Here is a 20,205-nt window from a genome sequence, read left to right on the forward strand (position 1 = left end):
ATCATTTTTAATATGAAAAAAACACTAAAATACATAAGCTTACTATTACTTACATTAATGATATTCAGCTGTAGTGAAGAGAACGTATTTAAGACACCTACAGATTTAGAATTAACCTCTATTTATGAAGTAACAGAAATAAAAGATGCTACAGACCCAGGTAAAAATGTAAGTGTGGTTAAAATAGAAATATATAGAGATCTTAATAAAGCATTTATTATAGAATTCCCAAATTTAAACACTGCTAAAAAAAATAAAATAAAAAACTATATAGATAGCTCTACAGATACTCGTTATGAAATAAGTTATACAAAACAAACTGAAAATACCAGTTATAATGTAATTTTAAGTTCAGATATTTCCTCTAAAATAGGAACTATGGAAGTTAATGAAGTGGGATCTTCTGTTACTGAAAGTTATACCATAGAAATGATTACTAAAAAAGTATATAATTAAATTCTCTAAAACAATAGTCTTAAATAAAAGGCCCAAGGATTTATTAATTCTTGGGCTTTTTATTTATTTAACAATATAACCATTTTCACAAAACAAACTATTTTCGTAAAATTTACCTCACTCTCAATTAACTAAAGTTGCAGACTACACAATATTCATTCCTTGATTTTGATTAAACAGAAACAAGGAATTTTTGTATTACACAAAAAAAATCAAAAAAAATAATTAAACCATAATAAAAAAAACAATACACTAAATAAAACACAACAAAAAAACCTATTAAGTAAAAAAATCAAAATAATACTACCATTCGCTAAATCAAGTATCAAATCAATAATAAAAAACAGCTATTTTGCGATATAAAACAAAAAAAAACAATATTTATTAAAAAAACTAAACAAAAAAAACTAAAACATTATTAAAAACTAACTAACTAACTAACTATGATAAACTTTATTTTTTCAAGATTACTCATAACAAAAAGTATTCTTATACTAATCGTTATGTTATTATCAATCTGTTTACCATCCAGTGCACAAAAATCCTTTACTAAAGTAACAGGTACTATTTTGGATGAAAACGGAGAACCTTTAATTGGTGCTAATATCTACAAACTTGGTACTAAAACCATTACTACCTCTGACTTTGATGGTCAATATGCCATTAAAGCCAAACCAGGAGATATACTAAAATTTTCTTATTTAGGTTTTGAGAACCTAACACTTACTGTAAAAAAACCAACTTTAAACATTACACTAAAGAGCAACGTAGAAAGCCTGAATGATGTTGTATTAATTGGATATGGTTCTGTAAAAAAGAAAGAACTTACAGGGGCTGTCGCAAGAGTAGAAGCCGAAGCCATAGAAAAAGTGGTTACCTCTGATTTAGGAACAGCACTTCAAGGACTCGTCTCAGGTGTAAACGTAGTCTCATCCTCTACTCCAGGTGGTGAATCGGAAATATTGATACGTGGTATTACTACTTTGGGTGACAACACTCCTTTATATGTAGTCGATGGAATTATTCAAGATGGAGACCCTAGGATTCCACCTAGTGAAATTGAAAGTTTAGACATCTTAAAAGATGCTGCTTCAACAGCTATTTATGGAGCTCGTGGAGCTGCGGGTGTTATTCTTATTACTACCAAACAAGGTGAAGCAGGCACATTAAAGGTTAGATTTAACGGTAGTTATTCTATACAAAATAGACAACCAGCTGTTCCTCTACTTAATACAGTAGAACAAACTTACGTTGATCTTATTAGTCAAAGAAATAACGACCCTAATTTTATAGATGAAAACTTTCAATCTAACCTTACCTTCAACCCTAGATCTTTCCAAAACGATACTAACTTAAATAAAATTATCTTTAGAAATAATCAACCTACAGGTAATTACAATATTAGTGTTTCAGGAGGAACAAAAGAACTAAGAAACAATGTTACTCTAGGATTATTTAAACAAAAGGGTCAACTTATAAATTCAAATTATAGTAGATTTAATATGCGTTCTAATACTATTTATGAAAGAAAAAAATTAAGAATTCAAACAAGCTTAGGATTTAGTTCAGATTACAGAGACATCCCTAGGTTTAATTTGCTTTCTCAAGCAATTGTATACAGACCTACACAAAATGGTTTAGATCTTGATAATTTCGATGAACTTTCTGGTGGCGGAGAAGAGGTAAACAGATTAGGTTGGGTATTAGAAAGCCTTAGAACCAAACAATATCGTAAAACAACACGAGCAAACGCTTCCTTAAATATTGATTACAAAATCAGTAAAAACTTAAAACTATCTAGCAAAGTAGGATATACTTACAGGACAACAAGAGGAAAAATAAAAGTTCCTTATCAAGAGATTTACAACAGTCAGGGAATATTACAAAACCCTCCTTCTAATAGCTATGTTGAAGACTCTAGTGACGAAGGAACTTCCCTGTATATTGAAACTGGTTTTAATTATAATAAAAAAATAAACAATCATAAAATTAATATTGGTGCTTTCATAACTACCGAAAAATATACTTATGAGAATTTTAGAGCTAGAAGGCTTGAAGCTATTATTAACGAATTAGATGTATTAAATAGCGCTACAGGTGAACAATTAGTAAACTCAGGATTTGACGATACCTCTGCTAGATTAAGTTCATTAGGAAGATTACAATATAGCTTTAAGGAAAAATATAACTTAAGTGCTAGTATTCGACAAGACATTTCATCAAAATTTCCTGAAAACGCAAGGCAAGCTTTTTTCCCTTCTATAGCAGGTGCTTGGAATGTTTCTGACGAAACTTTTTGGACAAAATATAAAAAGACAGTCAATAACCTTAAAATAAGAGCCACACTAGGGACTGTTGGTAATGACCGCATTCGGTCTTATTTATTCTCCCCTGTAATTTCTCAAAATATAGATTACATTGGAAAAAATGAGAACGGAGATGAAAGACTACTAAATGGAGCAATTCAAACTAGTTTTGCCAATGAAAAATTAAAATGGGAAACCTCAATACAATCAAATCTAGGGGTTGATGTAGGCTTATTTAGAAATAAACTTACATTTAGTGCAGAGTATTATAATACTAGAAAGAAAGATATGCTCTTCCCTGTATTTTTGGCTCCTTCAAATGGAGGTGGAAACAATGCTTCCGTAACACTAAATGTTGGAAACATGACCAACAAAGGATTCGAATTTGCTACAAGTTACAAAGGAAACATCGGTAAAATATGGTACAATATGAGAGGTACATTTACAACCAACAAAAATGAAATTACACGTATTGATGGAGACACTGATTTTATTTTTACAAATGATTTTGGGTTGGTTAGTAGAGCTCCAACTCAATCTAGAATAACAGCACACAAAGTAGGAAGAGAAGCAGGAGCCTTTTACCTATGGAGAAATAACGGTGTAATTGATACCGAGGAAAAGCTTGCTCAATACCAGACTATTGATGCCAATGCCAAAATGGGAGATTTAATGTTCATAGATCAAAATGGTGACAATAAGCTTGATGATGATGATAGAGTTTATAGTGGTAGTGGATTACCTAAATATGAATTAGGATACAACCTAAACACATACTACAAAAACTGGGATTTCTCTATGAACTGGTACGCTTCTTTAGGACATGAAATCATGAATGGATTTAATGCATGGGCATATGGTTTTGGTAGACATAAAGATTTAGTTCATCAATGGTCAGAACAAAACCCAACCTCTTTAATACCCGCATATAGATTTGATATTAGAAAACATAATAATTATTTAGGTTATAGTGATATATACTTAGAAGACGGTTCATACTTAAGATTAAGACAAATAACACTTGGGTATAGTTTATCTAAAGAAGTTGTCAAAAAATTAAAAATTGAAAAACTTAGATTTTATGTAAGTGCACAAAACCCTTTAACTTTCACAAAATATACTGGCTATAATCCAGAAGTTGGTGGAAACGTAACCTCTAGAGGTTTAGATAAAGGAACGGCACCTATTTCTTCTCAGTATTTATTAGGTGTAAACTTTAACTTTTAATCTCTTAACATTATGAAAAATATAATTTATAAAATAACTATTTTCATCTTTACAGTATGTACGATCCTAAGCTGTTCTGATGACTTTCAAAATGACTTATTGAATCATGATAATCCAAATGAGATAGATAGAAATAATTTCTGGCGTAATTTACAAGAAACCCAAAAAGGTTTAAACGCAACATATAAAACATTATATGATCCCGCAATCATCAACAAAATAGATGAAATGTTAAGATCTGACATGGGATATCCTGGATATGGAAGACCTACCCCTAACAACACAGAGCCTTTTTATTTACAGAACTACACAGCAAGTACTAATGAAGTCAATGAAAAATGGCAATCTAATTATAGAGGTATTTTTAGAGCTAATCAAGTTATAGAAGGGTTAGAAAACATTGAAAACACAATTGAAGCTGATGAAAAAGATGAATGGATTTCTCAAATGGCTCAAGCCAGATTCTTAAGAGCATTATTCCACTACTACCTTTACACAACATATAATAACGGAAGCATCATTATAAGGCATACTACTCCTAAAAGCCGTCAAGACTATAACATAAGCCTATCTCCAGCATCAGATGTTTTAGAATTTATAAGAAATGACTTAAAATATGCTTATGAAAATCTATATAAAAGAGGTGAATATCCTGATGAAGATATTACAAAGGTTACATCTGGTGCTGCTGCTACAATTTTAGGCCAAACCTATTTAAATGAATTAAAGTATAGTGAGGCAATGCCATATTTTGAAGATGTAATAAATAATCATGGTTATACTTTAGAAACAGATTTAGATAAAATGTTTACTACTGCAGGAGAATTTAACTCTGAATCTATTTTAGAAATTAACTTCACATCAGACTTTATAAATCTTAATTTGAGCAGATGGGATGGTTCCTCAGGAACGAATTGGTTAAATCAACAAACCTCTAACTCACAAGGAGCTGTAGGGCCTGCATGGATTGCTTACGAATATAAATCTGAACCAATGGATCCTTTAGATCAAAGAAATTACTATACAGATGAAAACAACGTTACAAAATTAAGAAATGTTCCTTTAAGAGCATCTGCCATGATGGCACTTCCTGAAGACAATCAAACTAAATACTACTTAACCGGTACAGTAAGTGAATTTAATAAATTTACTTCTACAGGATGGGGGTTTGCTTGGTGGAAAAAATTCACAAATCATGATATTGCTGAATCAGAGGGACAAATCCCTACAGGAAGCTCTACTTTGTCTGCAAAGAACGTTACACTTAATAGGTTATCCGAAGTTTTTTTAATGCAGGCCGAATGTTTAATTAAAACTGGGGATATTAATGGGGCAATTGACTTAATCAATCAAATACGTGAAAGATGGGGATTAGTTTTATTAGGCAATTCAAATGGAGATATTGCTAATACATATGATGAGGTAGCTTATGATGCAACTTCTTTAATGAGACATTTAATGTACATAGAAAAGCCGTTAGAGTTAGGTGCCGAAGGGCATGCCATTAGATTTTTAGATTTCCAAAGATGGAAAAAATCTGATGGATACGGGTTTAAAGATAGATTGAAAGAGCTGTCTGAAGAAATTTTCTATGGAGAAAACTTCGTTTTTACAGATAGTAAAGGAAAAGAAACAACTAAATGGTATGTATCTCTCACTAAACAGGTCCCATCACCTTTTAATGAACCTGAAAAACGAACGGTTGATTACGAGTACGATCTATCATATAGCAATTACAATGAAGAAACGCATGGTACTTACCCTATTCCTTTTAGAGAAACCAACGCTAATCCAAATATCAATAACTAACATTCATTATTATGAAAAATATAAAAATCATATCTTTCTTATTGAGTTTATTTATAATAAGCTGTAATACAGAGTACACAGACTATGATGCTCCAAATAGTCTATCCGATACATCATGGCTTATTAGTCTTGATCCTAATAGTCAATCTAAATTTGATTTAAATGCAGGAAGTAGCATGTCATTTTTTGATTTATCTCAAGGAACGCTAAACCATAAATGGATTATTGAAAAGGGGAATCACTTTTTAAAAGAAGGTTTTAATCGTAATGATTCATTAGAATTATTTATAGACAAAAGTAAAGGGTTAAGTGTTTCTGACAATAAAGTACATGTAATATTCTTAAACCCTGGAGAAAACAAAGTTCGCCTATTAAATACCTATAATGAATATGTTAGTAGAAAAACAAGCTTAGGTACATTTGATGCCGTAAAACAAGGTAATTTGTGGGTTATTGACACTTCTTTTGTTTTTGATATTTATGCTTATTTAAAACCTAGTTTTAAGGTTTCTAAAGAAAATTCAGAAATTATTAATATTTCTGCTGAAGAAAAAATTTCACAAAAAGACTCTTTAGACTGGCCTGTTGTAGAAATTGAAGCTGGTGCTAGTTTAACTTTTGAAGACCAATCAACTATAGGTAGGCCTAATGGTAGACAATGGTCTATTCCAAATGGTGCTCCAAGGTCTTCAACAGCTAATAATGTAAGTATTAAGTTTTTTAAACTGGGAACATTTAATGCAGGTACATTTAGGTCGTTTAGAGCCTCTCCTTTACCTACTTCAAGCACTTCTAAATTTATTCCTTTAAGAGTTAAGGTAATTAAATCTACGCAACCATTAGTTATAAATGGAGTTGTAAGAGAACAAGAAGATGAAACTCTTAGATTTCAAGTTAGTGGTGAACTTAAAGAATTTACAGGTCAAGAAAATTTCTTTACTGTACATGTAACCAATGAGAATGGATTTAGCGGAGATATCAATGTCTTAAATGCTAAAGTAAGTGAAACTGATGCAACCTTTATAGAATTAAAGCTACAAGATCCTATTTACAATTCAGATGTTATTACAGTAAGTTATAATGGAGGTGTTATTACGTCTACAGATGAAAGAACATTAAGCAATACTACAGCTCCAGTTTCTGTAATAACTTATTTAGGAAACAATATATTAAGTTCTAATACTGGATTTGAAAGGCCTGATGGAGATTTTAAGAAAGCTTTTGCTGCAGACTATTGGGTTGGTAATGGAAACGATTATGGAGGTGGCTACTACTATGAAAGAGTAACTTCTAAAGCCTTTAGTGGAAATGCTTGTATAAGATTTAAATCTACAGAAACAACCCCTTTCCCAGGCATTAATTTATTTACAAATAAATTTGCAGCACCAAATGGTTTAAAATCTGGAAAATATAAAGTGTCCTTTAAAATCTTCAAACCCTCCTCTAGTACTTTAGTTAATTTCTTAACCGTTTATAACAAACCTACTTGGGTGCAGACTGTTTGGGATATATCTTCAATAGAAACAGATAAATGGGTAGAAGTATCCAAAACTATTGAATTTAATAATGGTGATCTCCCTAATAATGCCGAATTTCAATTAAGAATTAATAGTGATCAATGGGTAAATACGGGTATAACAGATCCTCAAGAAATTTATTTTGATGATATGTCATTTATTAAAGTAGAAGAAAGACCATAAAATTAATAAACTTCAACTCCTTAAAAACACTTTTAAGGAGTTGATAAAACATCACAAATAATTATGAAAAACATATTAAAAACAATTACTCTTTTCTGTCTTATTATTTTACTAAACAGCTGTAATAAAGAGTCTATTTTCAAAGGTGAATCAAATATAAATATAGTAAATGTATATACATTAAGTAACATAACGGGAAATGGTTTAGAAAAAATAAACGTTTATCAAACTAAAAACATACTTATAGAATACCAAACGTCCACCAAATTAAAAAAATACAACACAACCAACTACATCGACAGTTCTGATGAGACAAATTACGCCATTGTTCTAACCAAAGTAGACGAAGATAAGAATAGTGTTTATACCATTACAGGGGACAAAACTACACACACAGGAAACATAAGTATAAATAATAATGGAACTATTACCAATTATACTAATATTAATATAACAGAAGATCAGGTTTATAATTAAAATTGAAAAACATATAATATTAATTATGAAAGGATTGACAATTGTCAATCCTTTTTTGTATAAATTAAAACAAAATTATAATATAAAAAAGTTACTACACCTTGATACTTTTGAGTTGTAAAGAGAAGGATAATCGAATTAATCTAAATGAGTTTTAAGAAGTTTTCAAGCTAGATATGTTCTTGAATTTTATCAAAATAAGATCTGTTACTAGATTTTTTCGAGAGATATCAACCAACACAAAAAGCTTATTGGTTACTTAAAAACAGTGATTATAACACCATAATAGCTGATAACCCTGTTTTATAAAAGAAATAGATAAATAATAATTGCTGAAAAAGAAATTAGCATCTGTGAACTTTACGTAATAGAAAAACATCATGTAATGATTACTCTCAAAGGAGATTTACAAATCTAAACAAAGGAGTTCTTGCAAACAAAATATGTGTTCATTTTTAAACTCTAAAACTTCATTCACAAAAAAATGCGTTCAAATTAAGTAAGAACTTAACAGAACGCATTTTAAGAATCTATATAAAAACAATTGTATTTCTATAATTACTTTAAAATCTTACTCCCAAATAACAGGTAGAAAAACACTCATTTCGCTTTCTTTTCCTTCATTTCTATTAGACCAAGAAAAATAAGGAACTAAGGTAGTTTTATAGCTTTGTAAAGTTGGCTTATTTACTTTGTTATACATTTTAGCATCTGATTTATCTTTACGCAACAACAACTCCCCTGTTATAGCTGTAACTCCTCCTAATAAATCTGGACGATATTCCGCTTTTAATTTAGAAGCATCTCCTTTTATATAAGCATCAACAATTTTAGCATTTTTAGGTAAATCTGCAGATTCTAAACAATACACTACTGGTCCTCTTTTTACTGCTACTTGATTCCTAACTTCTTCTATTCTAGAATGTCCTTCTACAAAATAAACATCCATAGGAAATTCAATAGTTACTATATCTCCTTTTTTCCACTTGCGATTGATGGTTGCAAATTCTCCAGCTACAACTTTAACTCTTGTATCTTTTCCATTTACCAATACTTTAGTTCCGTTTGCCCAATTAGGAATTCTTAACATAACATCAAAAGCAGAACGTTTTGCTTTTTCTACAGTTAATTTAACTGTTCCTTCCCATGGATATTGAGTTTCTTGGTTTAAAACTAACTTAGAACCATCTAACATTTTAGTCTCCAATCTGTTTCCTCCATATAAATTTACTGCAACCCCATTTTCTGCCAAACTATACGCCCATCCAGATACTTTAGCTATAGTTCTTACCAAATTAGGAGGACAACAAAAACAATCTAAATAAGGCTGACGAGTTGGAAATTCAGTTACCATCTTTTTGTAGTCTCTAGATCCTTCAATAACTCTTAAAGGATTTGCATAGTAATAATGTTTTCCATCTAAACTAATACCAGACAATGCACTGTTGTACAATACCAACTCCATAATATCAGCATATTTAGATTCTCCATGCAATCCTAACATACGATAGCTAAACATAGAGTTACAAACATTTGCACAAGTTTCGTTATAAGCTGTTAAGTTAGGCATCATATATTCATCTATAAACCCCTCTTCTATTTTATCTCTATGAGTAGATGCTCCAAAATGTGTTTGCCCCACTGCTCCTGTTACGTACATTTTTTGCTCTGTTACATTGTACCATAACCTGTCTAAAGCATCAAGCAAAGCCTGTTCTCCAGTTTCAGCATATACATCTGCTGCTCCTGCATAATAATACAAAGCCAATACAGCATGCCCAACTGCTTCTTTAGACTTACGTAAAGGGGTACGTTCTTGTACCATATCTCCTATTGGATATCCAATAGTTGTGGAAACTTCTTTTACTGGATATTTTCCTCTATTATTAATAAACTGTTCTGCTAATTTTAAATAACGTTCATCTTGTGTCGTTCTATACAACTCTACCAACCCCATAATTTGAGTTTGATTGAATCCGAAACGTCCTAATAACTTATTATCAGGCATAAATTGAGTATACAATAAGTTAGCGTGTTTAATTGCTAAATCTAACATATTTCTTTGCCCTGTAGTTCTATAATGAATACATGCTGTGGTTAAAAAATGTCCTGAATTATACATTTCATGATACTTACGATTTTCGTAACGATCTACATCTTTATTCAACTGAATTTGTGTTTGCAAATACCCATCTTCAGCTTGCGCTTTTTTAATAATATCAATGTAGCCGTCTAACTCTGTTAACAAAGCTTTGTCTTTATTTTGCGCATATAAATAACACTCTGCTTCCATAAATTTATAAAAATCTCCATCGTGCCAACGCATACCTTTGTGTTCTCCTTTTTTTAATCCTGCAGCAATTTTAAAGTTATTTAGCGCATGACCTACATCTCCTGTTAAAACTTTACGCATATAAGGAATCATAGATTCTTCTGCTACCTTAAACTTGTCTGCCCAAAAACCTTCTGTCCAATGACAATCTCCCATGTTAATACTTTTTAGCTTAACATGTTTACTGTGTGTATGATTTAAGATTGCACGTTCTTGAGCAAAACCTGCACTCAACATGAATACGCTTAACGCGCTTGTGATTAACTTCCTCATCTTATTTTATAATTATATTGTTTGTTACTTTTTATTTTTTTTGCCAAACTCTTACATAGTCAATTTCAAAATCTACTTTTCCTGATGGATGTAAATCTTCTTTAGAATCTGGAACTCCATGCCAAGGAAACGTTTCTTGGTCTAACCAAATTTTAAGCGGATGGGTAATTACATAATTCTCCGCAGCTCCATTTCCTCCTTTGCTTAATTTTACGTCATCCCACTCGTTAATTTGCTTTCTAGACACGTCTCTAAACAATTTTCCATCTACGTAAATTTTAACTCCGTTTTCGCTCCAGTCATATCCATATACATGAAAATCATCAGCTACTCTAAAATCAAAATATTTATGTTCTGTATAAGTAGTTTTTCCTTTTCCTGTTTTACTCCAATCATGCATAGACCACCAAAGTTCTTTGTCTTTACCATCGGCTTCTTTTTTAGGCTGTCTGTGATCTCCAAAAAACTCAAACATATCAAATTCTGTTTGCCCTCCTGTAGCCCAAAATGCACTAGAAATTTCAGCATCGGCAGCTTTACATTTAATTTCCATATAACCATATAAAAATTCTTTTCTACCAATAATACAAGCAGTGGTAATATTCTCGTGCTTTATATCTTTTCCTGCTACTTTATCTGTTTTATCACTAAAAGCAAAATCTGGCTCCCATCTGGTTTCTAATTTTAACATTCCGTTTTCTAAGCGATAATTATCTCCAGAAAATTGAGAAGGAGCTCTACCTATCCAATCTTCTCTTTGCGGTCTGTCTGGATTTTTATAACTAGGTACTCCGTTGGTTAGTTCTCCTACAACATGCCATTTATCTCGATCTAAACTTGTTGTATCAAACTCATCACTTACTGCAGTATTTAACACCCAATTACCTGTATTTGTAGGGTCTGAAAAAGGTACAACTACCTTTGTTTTGTTCTGAGTTGCTGATGGATTTGTTTTTTTACTACATGCTGTTGCCACAAATAAAGTTGACAACATTAAAATGCTTATTTTTTTCATATTCATTGTTTTATTCTTTTGCAGGAATCCATCCTTCTCTATACTTGTTCATTCTGTCAATATCGTATTGCTCGTACTTTCTTTTTAACAACCACAACGGACGTTCTAGGGTCATTTCCCAATCAAATAATTTTTTGTACATGCTTTTAACTTTGTCTGGGTATTTATTAGCTAAATTGTATCGTTCAGAAATATCGTTAGGTACGTTATATAACTCTGCAGGTCTGTCTGGAAAGCGAATCAACTTATAATCTCCTTCTCTAACCACAGCTCTTGTTTCTTTTTTCCAAAACAAAATATCATGAGGTCTTCCTTTTTTTTCTCCGGTTACAAAAGGAACAAGATTAACACCGTTTACATCGGTTAATTGTTGAACATTTCCTCCTGCTGCTGCATAAAAAGTTGGTAATAAATCCAAGGTAATAACCGGATAATCATAAGTAGATTTGCATTTAATTTTAGCTGGCCAACTCATTAAAAATGGTACTCTAATCCCTCCTTCTAAATGATTTGATTTAGTACCGCTTAATGGTTTATTTATTGATGCATTTTTATCTGAAGGCCCTCCATTATCATTACTAAAAACTACAATTGTATTCTCATCTAGTCCTAGTTCTTTTAATTTCTTTAATACAGTACCACAAGCTCTGTCTAAAGCCAAAGTCATAGCGGCTAATTTTTTTCTTGTTCCTGTTAAATTAGGGAATTTGGCCAAATCTTCATCCGTAGCCTCCATTGGTGTATGAACAGCATTAAAAGACAAGTAAATAAAAAACGGATTGTTTTTGTTTCTTTCTATAAAATCTGCTGCTTTTTCTGCAAAAACATCAGTAGCATAATGGTCTGGTTCTTCATATTTCCCAAAGTTTGTTTCCATTTTATGATCTCCCTTAGGGTCTTTATAAGCAAAATAACTTCTTGCTCCTCCTCTAAAACCATAAAACTCATCAAAACCTCTATTTAATGGGTGAAACCTATCTGCATTACCCAAATGCCATTTTCCGTATGCTGCTGTTTTGTAACCTTGTTGTTGTAAGTAATTCCCTATTGTTTTTTGATCTAGGGGGAGTCCCATTTCATCTCCTTTTAAGGCAGAATGATCACTCATGTAACCGGGAACGTTAATTTCTTCGTACCCAAATCTTGCTTGGTATTTTCCGGTCATTAATCCTGCTCTTGAAGGTCCGCAAGTAGGATCGGAAACGTAACCTTGCTTAAAAATAACTCCAGACTTTGCCAATTTATCTAAGTTAGGTGTTTTCATCACCTTACTACCTTGAAAACCAAAATCTATATAACCTGCATCATCTGCAAATAAAAGTACAATGTTGGGCTTTTTTTGGGCAAAAAAGTATTGTTGGCTTAACACCAACAATACCCATAATAAATTTCTATTCATTCTAATAATGTTTTAACAAATAAGCTAATAATATGAGATATTGTGATTTTTCACTGTTTCATATTACAAATTAAGCAAAACATTATAGCATTTTATCAATCTATTTTCCCTTGTAATAGTACTAAATTGACTTTTAGTTTGATTCTTTAACTTCCATAAATTCAACAGGAGAACCGTTGTGTGAAATAAACACCACTCTAACTCCATCTGCAGGACTAAAAGGCTCTACAATTACTTTTTTACCTTGAATAGCTTCTTCAATATTGTCTACCAAATACGCTACATGTGGTTTTGTAGTTACCAACTCATGCCAAGGACTGTCAGCATCAAATTTTACCCATTCTACCAAAAACTCATCTTTATCAAACTCTGTAAAGTGTACTTTTCCTGGTTCAAAAAAACCATCCCATTCTTTTTCTTCTGTTGTTGGGATTCCTATATGACTAAATTTGTATTCCATTTTCTATTTTTTAATTATTTTAAGATAAATTCAAAACTGTATTTTCCTGAAGGAATGATAAACTTAGGTAGTGTTTCTGATAAAGTTCCACCCACACTCATTTGCATTAAATCAATATTTAAAGTATAAAAACCTTGTTTTTTTAATTCGTAAGGATGTGTTGCTTCTTGAATGTTTTTAGCAGAATATGGCCAAATAGAAAAGTTAAACTCTGGCGAACCTTCTACAGTTAAATTCTTCTTTTTAGATTCTGATAACTTTAACCATCTTACGTCTGATCTGTTAGAGTTTTCTTGCGGAAAAATATAGTTGTAAAACAAATCATCTGTTTTAAACGTAAACTCATCTACCTCTGCTCCTCTTTTTCTATCTACATAATTTTCCCAAGGTCCTTTTCCATAAAAAGTAGTAGTTTGGTAATTGTTAGACACCCCCATAGTCATACCATACTTAATAAGCCCTGGTAAGTTTTCCTTAGCATCCATATCCATGTTTACAACTACACGACCATCGCTTAAAAAACGATAACCAATTGTTAAATTCACCTCATTTTTAAACTGTTTGTGAACAGTTACAACAACTTCAGCATTTTTTGAACTTGTTTTTACCGATGTAGTTTTTAATTTATCTGCCAAGAACTCCCAATATTTTCTAGAAGCTCTAAACGCTCTTGAACTAGCTCCTCTTAAGTCATTATCAATTGGAGGGCGGAAAAAACTTGGCTTTAATGGTGTTACCAATTGCTCTACTTTGTTAGCCACAAAAGAGGTTAATTCTCCATTGGTTTTAGACACTTTTGCAGAAAAACGTTTTCCAGTTACAACCACTTCATTTACTCCTTCTTTTACGGTAACCGATGCTTTTGATGTTGATGCATAATTGTTAGAAAAATCTCTTTCTTTTAACTGAATTTGTTCTTTAGCAACCTCAAATCCTTTAGCAGCCCAAAATTGATTGTTTTTCTGGTGAACACTAATTTTAATCCAATATTCTGCATTGTCTTTAAACCTTACTTTTTTATAAGGAATGGTTAAGGTTGATGATGTTTTTGGAGCAACATTTACATCTTTTAAAATTCCCGATTGTAATTCTTTTCCATTTTCTGACAAAGTCCATCTTACCTCGTATTGATTCAGGTTGGTAAATGCTAAATGGTTGATAGCGGTTACTTTTCCATTTTTAACATCAGTAGCTTTAAAATTAAACGGTTGAAAAATGTATTTACATTCCCAAGCATGCGGATTTGGTTTTTTGTCTGGAGAAAACACTCCATTGATACAAAAGTTTTTATCATTAGGTACATCACCAAAATCACCTCCATAAGCGTAATATTTTTCTCCATTGGCAGTGGTGGTTTCTAAACCTTGATCTATCATATCCCAAATAAACCCACCTATTAAGTTCTTTTTAGCATGTATTAAATCCCAGTACTCACCCAAATTTCCTATAGAGTTCCCCATAGCGTGTGCATATTCACACATAACAATTGGTCTATCAATATGTTTGCTTTCAGACATAGCTTTTAATTGATAAATTTCTGGATACATTCTACTTAACACATCTACATAATAAGGATCATCTGGATTGGCATGCGCAGGACCTCTAAACGCTTTTTGTCCTTCTTCCCCTTCTAAATAATCAGGATCTGTTGGATCTCCTTGTGCTCCTTCGTAATGTACAAAACGAGAAGGATCGTAATCTTTTATCCAAGCGGCAGCAGCTGCAAAAGCAGGTCCAGTACCCGACTCATTCCCCATAGACCAAGAAATAATAGAAGGATGGTTTTTGTCTCTATCTACCATACGCATTACTCTACTTAAAATTGGAATAGCCAAACTCGGTTGTTGTGGTACATAACTTCCTAAATGATGTGATTCTATATTTGCTTCATCCATTACATACAAACCATATTTATCGCATAATTCATAAAAATATGGATCGTTAGGATAGTGAGATGTACGTACTGCATTAAAGTTAAACTGCTTTAGTAATTTAACATCATCTTCCATGTCTTTTCTAGTCAATGCTTTTCCTCTTACTGGGTGATGATCATGTCTATTAACCCCCATTATTTTAACAGGTTGTCCGTTAACCAACAACTCATTGTCTTTGCTAAAAGCTACTTTTCTAAATCCTATTTTTTGACTTCTAGATTCTACTAATTTTCCATTAGCATCTACCACATCAAAAACCAAAGTGTACAAATACGGACTTTCTACAGACCATTTTTTAGGATTTTTAATTGTTGCTTCTAAAAAGGCAAACTTGGTAATATCTCTTTGTGGCCATCTTTCAAAGTGAATTGCTTCTATAGAACAAGAAATAGGATTTGCCAATACTTTATTGTTTTCTGCATCGTACAACTGAGCTTTTAACTCCCATCCTTTTAATTTTTCTTCATCTCCTTTCATCCACATATGCGGACGAACTTCTAATTTGGCATCTTTTAAATCTTTGTCAAATTTTGTTCTAACAAAACAATCGTTTAATGCAACTTTTGGTTGAGCCAACAACATTACCTCTCTGTGAATTCCACTTAACCTCCACATATCTTGATCTTCTAAGTAACTTCCATCACTCCATCTAAACACTTGAACAGCAACTCTGTTTTTTCCTGTAGTTACAAAATCAGTTACATCAAATTCAGCAGCCAATCTACTTCCTTGACTATATCCTACTTTTTTTCCATTTACCCATACATAAAAAGCAGAAGAAACCCCTCCAAAATGCAAAATAATAGATTCGTTTTTCCAATCTTCAGACACTGTAAAATCTCTATAATAGCTTCCTACGGGATTGTCTCTATATTTTTCTACAAACGGAAATTGTGGCGGATGTGGCCCCATATAACCGAAATTACGAGTTCCTCCTTTTAAAATATTGGGAGTAAACGGATAAATAATATTAGAATATATAGGTTGTCCATATCCTTCTAACTCCCAGTTAGAGGGTACGGTAATATCTTTCCAATCTTTTGGGCTTCCATTAAAATCTTTTGCGATAAAATCACTAGGTCTATCTCCAGACTTATCTACAAAATTAAATTTCCAAGTACCATCTAAAGATTGTATTCTTGATTTGGTTCTATTTCCTTCCAAAGCATCTGTATGGCTTTTATAAGAATAACTTGGCACGCGAGACCTTAATTTATTCTGCTCAAACATTAACTCATTCTCCCAATCCTTTTGAACTTGAGCCATAAGAAATTGACCTGCCGCTATAAACAACAGCAAAATTGCATTGATTTTGTTTTTCATTTTTTATTTAATTTACGATACTGTAATACAACTCTATTAAGAAAAAATAGAAGGTTTTAAATGTTAATATTAATTATAAAGTGTGTTCTAAATTCTAGTTATCCAAATACATTTTTTGGTAAGCTTTTGGGTTAATGCCTTTTATTTTTTTAAACTGTCTGTTAAAATTTGTTTGCGAATTGTACCCACAGCTATAAGTTACCTCTGAAATAGATAGTTTATTCTCTATCAACAACTTACAAGCATGACCTACCCTAACTTCATTTAAAAATTGTGAAAAGGTTTTGTGCATTCTTTTCTTAAAAAATCTACAAAAAGGAGAAACCCCTAAATGAGCTATTTCTGCAACCTCATCTAAGTGAATTTCTCTATTTAAATTTGTTAATACGTATTGATAAACTTTTTCTAACCTTTGCGAGTCTTTTACATAAATTTTTTCTGTATACCCATTACTTGCAAACTCCTTTACATCTTTGGTAGACGACAATGCATCTAAAATATTAAGCATACATTGTATACTTTTAAACCCAGTTAAATTGATTAGCCTTTCTAATTCTGAAGACACATAAGCTTTTACTTTATCATCTAAAAAAGCTACCCCATTACTAGCTTTGCTAATTAAGTTTTTCATTAGAACCATTTCGTTTTTTTCAAAAAACTCTTTCCCTAAAAAGTCTTCATTAAAATGCAAAACAATTACCTCTGCTTTTAAATTCATATCCTTATGATATGCTTCTGAATTCCTCCACAAATGAGGCATATTAGAACCAATTAAAGCCAGTTCACCCGATGAAAACTCGTGAACATTATCTCCAATAAAACAAGTACCTGTTCCTTCTATAATATAAATAAGCTCTAGCTCTTGATGCAAGTGCCAAGACTCATCTAAATAAGGTTTGGTATTCTTATACACCGAAAAACTTTTGTTAGACGGCGTGATTTTTTTCTGTAAAATCTTCAATTTTAATAAGTTGTTTTATTTATGAAGTATAAAATTAACATATTTTATCAAAAAAAGACTGTTAAATTAATAATATGTCAATAATAGACTTGTTTTGGTAAACTGTTGTTAAGTTATTGGATAATTATTAACGAAATTTGTTTTCAGAACTACAGTCTATACTTTATCAATAGAATACTACAGGACATTCTTATGTGTAAAAAAAGTACTGATTCACAAAAATTAAACGGGTTTTTAAACACCCCATATTTACTAACAACTTTATAAAAAATTAATATTTAAAACTATGGACACTTATTTAATTGCAATAGCATTGATCTTATTTGCTAGTTTATTCCAAGGAAGTTTTGGTTTAGGAATGAAATATATAGCTCCGCTAAAATGGGAAGCTTGGTGGATTGTTCACGCAACAGTAGCAATGGTTATTTTTCCTTTAATATGGGCCTTATTAGTAGTTCCTAATTTGTTTGATGTAATTGCTCAAGCTCCTAGTAACGAAATATGGTCTGGTGCTGCTCTTGGTTTTGGATGGGGTATTGGAGGTATTATGTTTGGTGTTTCTGTAGGTTATATAGGTATGTCTTTAACATATGGAATTGTAATGGGACTTTGTTCTATTGTTGGTGCTTTAATTCCTATGTTTTTAAAATACGATTCTTTAAACCCTAATAGTATCCCTTATTTATTAATAGGATTGGTATTGTTAGCAATTGCTGTTATTGTTGTTACCATTGCTGGTTTAAAAAGAGATAAACTTTTAGCAGAACAAGGTGGAGAAATAGAAGGAATTAAAAAAGGAAAAGATTTTAAAACTGGTTTGTTGATTGCCTCTGCTAGCGGAATTTTATCTGCCATGTTAGCTGTAGGTTTTGACAACACTTCTGAAATTGGAAAAATTGCAGAAAAAGCAGGAGCATTACAAAGAAACACTGCACTAGCTCGTTGGGTAGTTGTTTTAGCAGGAGCTTATATTATGAATTTAGGATATTCTTTATTCTTATTAATCAAAAACAAGTCATTCAATTCTTTTAAAACTCCAGGAATGGCAAAAGCTTTAAAATGGTCTGTAATTGCAGGATTGTTATGGTTTGCTGCTCTAGGAACTTACGGACAAGGTGTTGCTCTAATGGGAGATATAGGAACCATGATTGCTTGGCCAATGATGTTAGGAATCTCATTAATCATCAGTAACATTTGGGCATACAGATCTGGTGAATGGAAAAACGTAGCCAAACCTTTTCAAATATTATTGTTAGGAATTGCAATTATTATTCTTGCTACTTGCGTATTAGCATATTCTAATACCTTATAAATTAAGAAACTAATTTAAACGTATGTACATAGTTTATCATACGTACACATACAAAAAGTCATTATCATGATTATTAAAGAAATTACACCTTACGTATTAACTAGTAAACTAGACGAACCATTTTATTTTTCTCAATGGCAATACGATACTAGAAAAATATGTTTGGTAAAAATTACCTTAGAAGACGGTACTTATGGATGGGGAGAAGGTTATGGTCCTGCCGATGTAATTAAAGCAGGAATAGAATTTTTTACTCCTTTTATTGTTGGAAAAAACGCACTAGAAAACGAGTCTATTTGGCAAGAAATGTACTTAAGGTCTTTAGACTTTGGTAGAAGCGGAGTTTTTCAAGCTGCTGTTAGTGCTATAGATGTTGCGCTTTGGGACTTAAAAGGTAAAATATTAAACCAACCTGTTTCTGTTCTTTTAGGTGGAGTAAAAAACCCTGAAATTCATCCGTATGCAACAGGATTGTATTTTGAAAGAGTTGCTGATTTGGAAAAAAAATTAGTGGATGAAGCCCTTAGTTACAAAGCTGAAGGTTTTAAAGCCATTAAAATGAAAGTAGGTTTAGGTATTGAACAAGACACTAAATATGTAAAAGCAGTAAGAAAAGCTATTGGTGATGATGTTAAACTAATGATAGATGCCAATCATGCTTACTCGTACAAAGAAGCTTTAGAACTTGCTTTAAATGTTGAAAAATACAACATTTCATGGTTTGAAGAACCTGTATCACCAGAAGATTATGATGGTTACCGAAAATTACGTTTACGAACTTCTATCCCTATTTCGGGAGGTGAATGTGAATATTTAAAACACGGATTTAAAAGATTATTTGACAATGATTGTGTAGACATTGCTCAGCCCGATATTTGTGCTACTGGAGGTTTAACCGAAGTAAAAAGAATTGTTTCTTTAGCTCAAACCTACTCTAAAGATGTAGTTCCACATACTTGGGGAACCTGGATAGCTATTAGTGCAGCTGTGCATTTGGTTGCCAACCTAGATAAAAACCCAGGAAGAATGTATTCTGACAAACCTGTAATGGAGTTAGACAGAACTGAAAACCCTTTAAGAGATGAGGTTGTAAAACACAGTTTAGTAATTAAAAATGGAGTGCTTACCGTTCCTACCAATCCTGGTTTAGGTGTAGATATTAATGAAGAAGCTCTTCTAAAATATTCTTGCCAAGCCCAAACTAAAGTTTTTGTAAAATAA

13 protein-coding genes are annotated in these 20,205 nt (G+C 31.9%); 7 read left to right on the forward strand and 6 right to left on the reverse strand.

Annotated elements, in window-relative coordinates:
* Positions 1 to 12 precede the first annotated feature (12 nt).
* From ACY2IJ_RS04565 to ACY2IJ_RS04585, 5 genes are all read left to right on the forward strand, one after another.
* The gene (locus tag ACY2IJ_RS04565; RefSeq protein ID WP_476725975.1) at positions 13 to 456 is read left to right on the forward strand and encodes a hypothetical protein; all 444 of its coding nucleotides are present in this window, start codon (positions 13 to 15) and stop codon (positions 454 to 456) included.
* A gap of 503 nt (positions 457 to 959) precedes the next feature.
* Complete coding sequence (locus ACY2IJ_RS04570) at positions 960 to 3,989, forward strand: SusC/RagA family TonB-linked outer membrane protein (RefSeq protein ID WP_476725976.1); 3,030 nt, start codon at positions 960 to 962, stop codon at positions 3,987 to 3,989.
* Between the two features lie 12 nt (positions 3,990 to 4,001).
* The gene (locus tag ACY2IJ_RS04575; RefSeq protein ID WP_476725977.1) at positions 4,002 to 5,798 is read left to right on the forward strand and encodes a RagB/SusD family nutrient uptake outer membrane protein; all 1,797 of its coding nucleotides are present in this window, start codon (positions 4,002 to 4,004) and stop codon (positions 5,796 to 5,798) included.
* A gap of 11 nt (positions 5,799 to 5,809) precedes the next feature.
* On the forward strand, positions 5,810 to 7,498 hold the full coding sequence (locus ACY2IJ_RS04580) for a hypothetical protein (protein ID WP_476725978.1): 1,689 nt from the start codon (positions 5,810 to 5,812) through the stop codon (positions 7,496 to 7,498).
* A gap of 63 nt (positions 7,499 to 7,561) precedes the next feature.
* Positions 7,562 to 7,975, forward strand: a complete 414-nt coding sequence (locus ACY2IJ_RS04585) for a hypothetical protein (protein ID WP_476725979.1) — start codon at positions 7,562 to 7,564, stop codon at positions 7,973 to 7,975.
* Between the two features lie 571 nt (positions 7,976 to 8,546).
* Here ACY2IJ_RS04585 and ACY2IJ_RS04590 read toward each other — a convergent pair.
* From ACY2IJ_RS04590 to ACY2IJ_RS04615, 6 genes are all read right to left on the reverse strand, one after another.
* Positions 8,547 to 10,580, reverse strand: a complete 2,034-nt coding sequence (locus tag ACY2IJ_RS04590; RefSeq protein ID WP_476725980.1) for a glycoside hydrolase family 127 protein — start codon at positions 10,578 to 10,580, stop codon at positions 8,547 to 8,549.
* Positions 10,581 to 10,611: 31 nt separating this feature from the next.
* Positions 10,612 to 11,595, reverse strand: a complete 984-nt coding sequence (locus ACY2IJ_RS04595; RefSeq protein WP_476725981.1) for a family 16 glycosylhydrolase — start codon at positions 11,593 to 11,595, stop codon at positions 10,612 to 10,614.
* Between the two features lie 10 nt (positions 11,596 to 11,605).
* Entirely contained in the window at positions 11,606 to 12,994 is a 1,389-nt protein-coding gene (locus ACY2IJ_RS04600; RefSeq protein WP_476725982.1) for a sulfatase-like hydrolase/transferase, read from the reverse strand.
* Between the two features lie 133 nt (positions 12,995 to 13,127).
* Positions 13,128 to 13,454 carry a VOC family protein gene (locus tag ACY2IJ_RS04605; protein WP_476725983.1) on the reverse strand — a complete coding sequence of 109 codons (327 nt, stop codon included), beginning with the start codon at positions 13,452 to 13,454 and terminating at the stop codon, positions 13,128 to 13,130.
* A gap of 14 nt (positions 13,455 to 13,468) precedes the next feature.
* Positions 13,469 to 16,711, reverse strand: a complete 3,243-nt coding sequence (locus tag ACY2IJ_RS04610) for a glycoside hydrolase family 2 TIM barrel-domain containing protein (protein WP_476725984.1) — start codon at positions 16,709 to 16,711, stop codon at positions 13,469 to 13,471.
* A gap of 94 nt (positions 16,712 to 16,805) precedes the next feature.
* Positions 16,806 to 17,672, reverse strand: coding sequence for an AraC family transcriptional regulator (locus ACY2IJ_RS04615; protein ID WP_476725985.1), 867 nt, complete (start codon positions 17,670 to 17,672; stop codon positions 16,806 to 16,808).
* A gap of 286 nt (positions 17,673 to 17,958) precedes the next feature.
* Between ACY2IJ_RS04615 and ACY2IJ_RS04620 the strand changes: the two genes are divergently transcribed.
* Both ACY2IJ_RS04620 and ACY2IJ_RS04625 read left to right on the forward strand, forming a co-directional pair.
* Positions 17,959 to 18,984 (forward strand): L-rhamnose/proton symporter RhaT, encoded by a 1,026-nt coding sequence (locus ACY2IJ_RS04620; RefSeq protein WP_476725986.1) that lies wholly within the window; start codon positions 17,959 to 17,961, stop codon positions 18,982 to 18,984.
* A 66-nt stretch (positions 18,985 to 19,050) separates the two neighbouring features.
* On the forward strand, positions 19,051 to 20,205 hold the full coding sequence (locus ACY2IJ_RS04625) for a mandelate racemase/muconate lactonizing enzyme family protein (protein WP_476725987.1): 1,155 nt from the start codon (positions 19,051 to 19,053) through the stop codon (positions 20,203 to 20,205).

This window comes from Wenyingzhuangia gracilariae, from assembly GCF_056387575.1.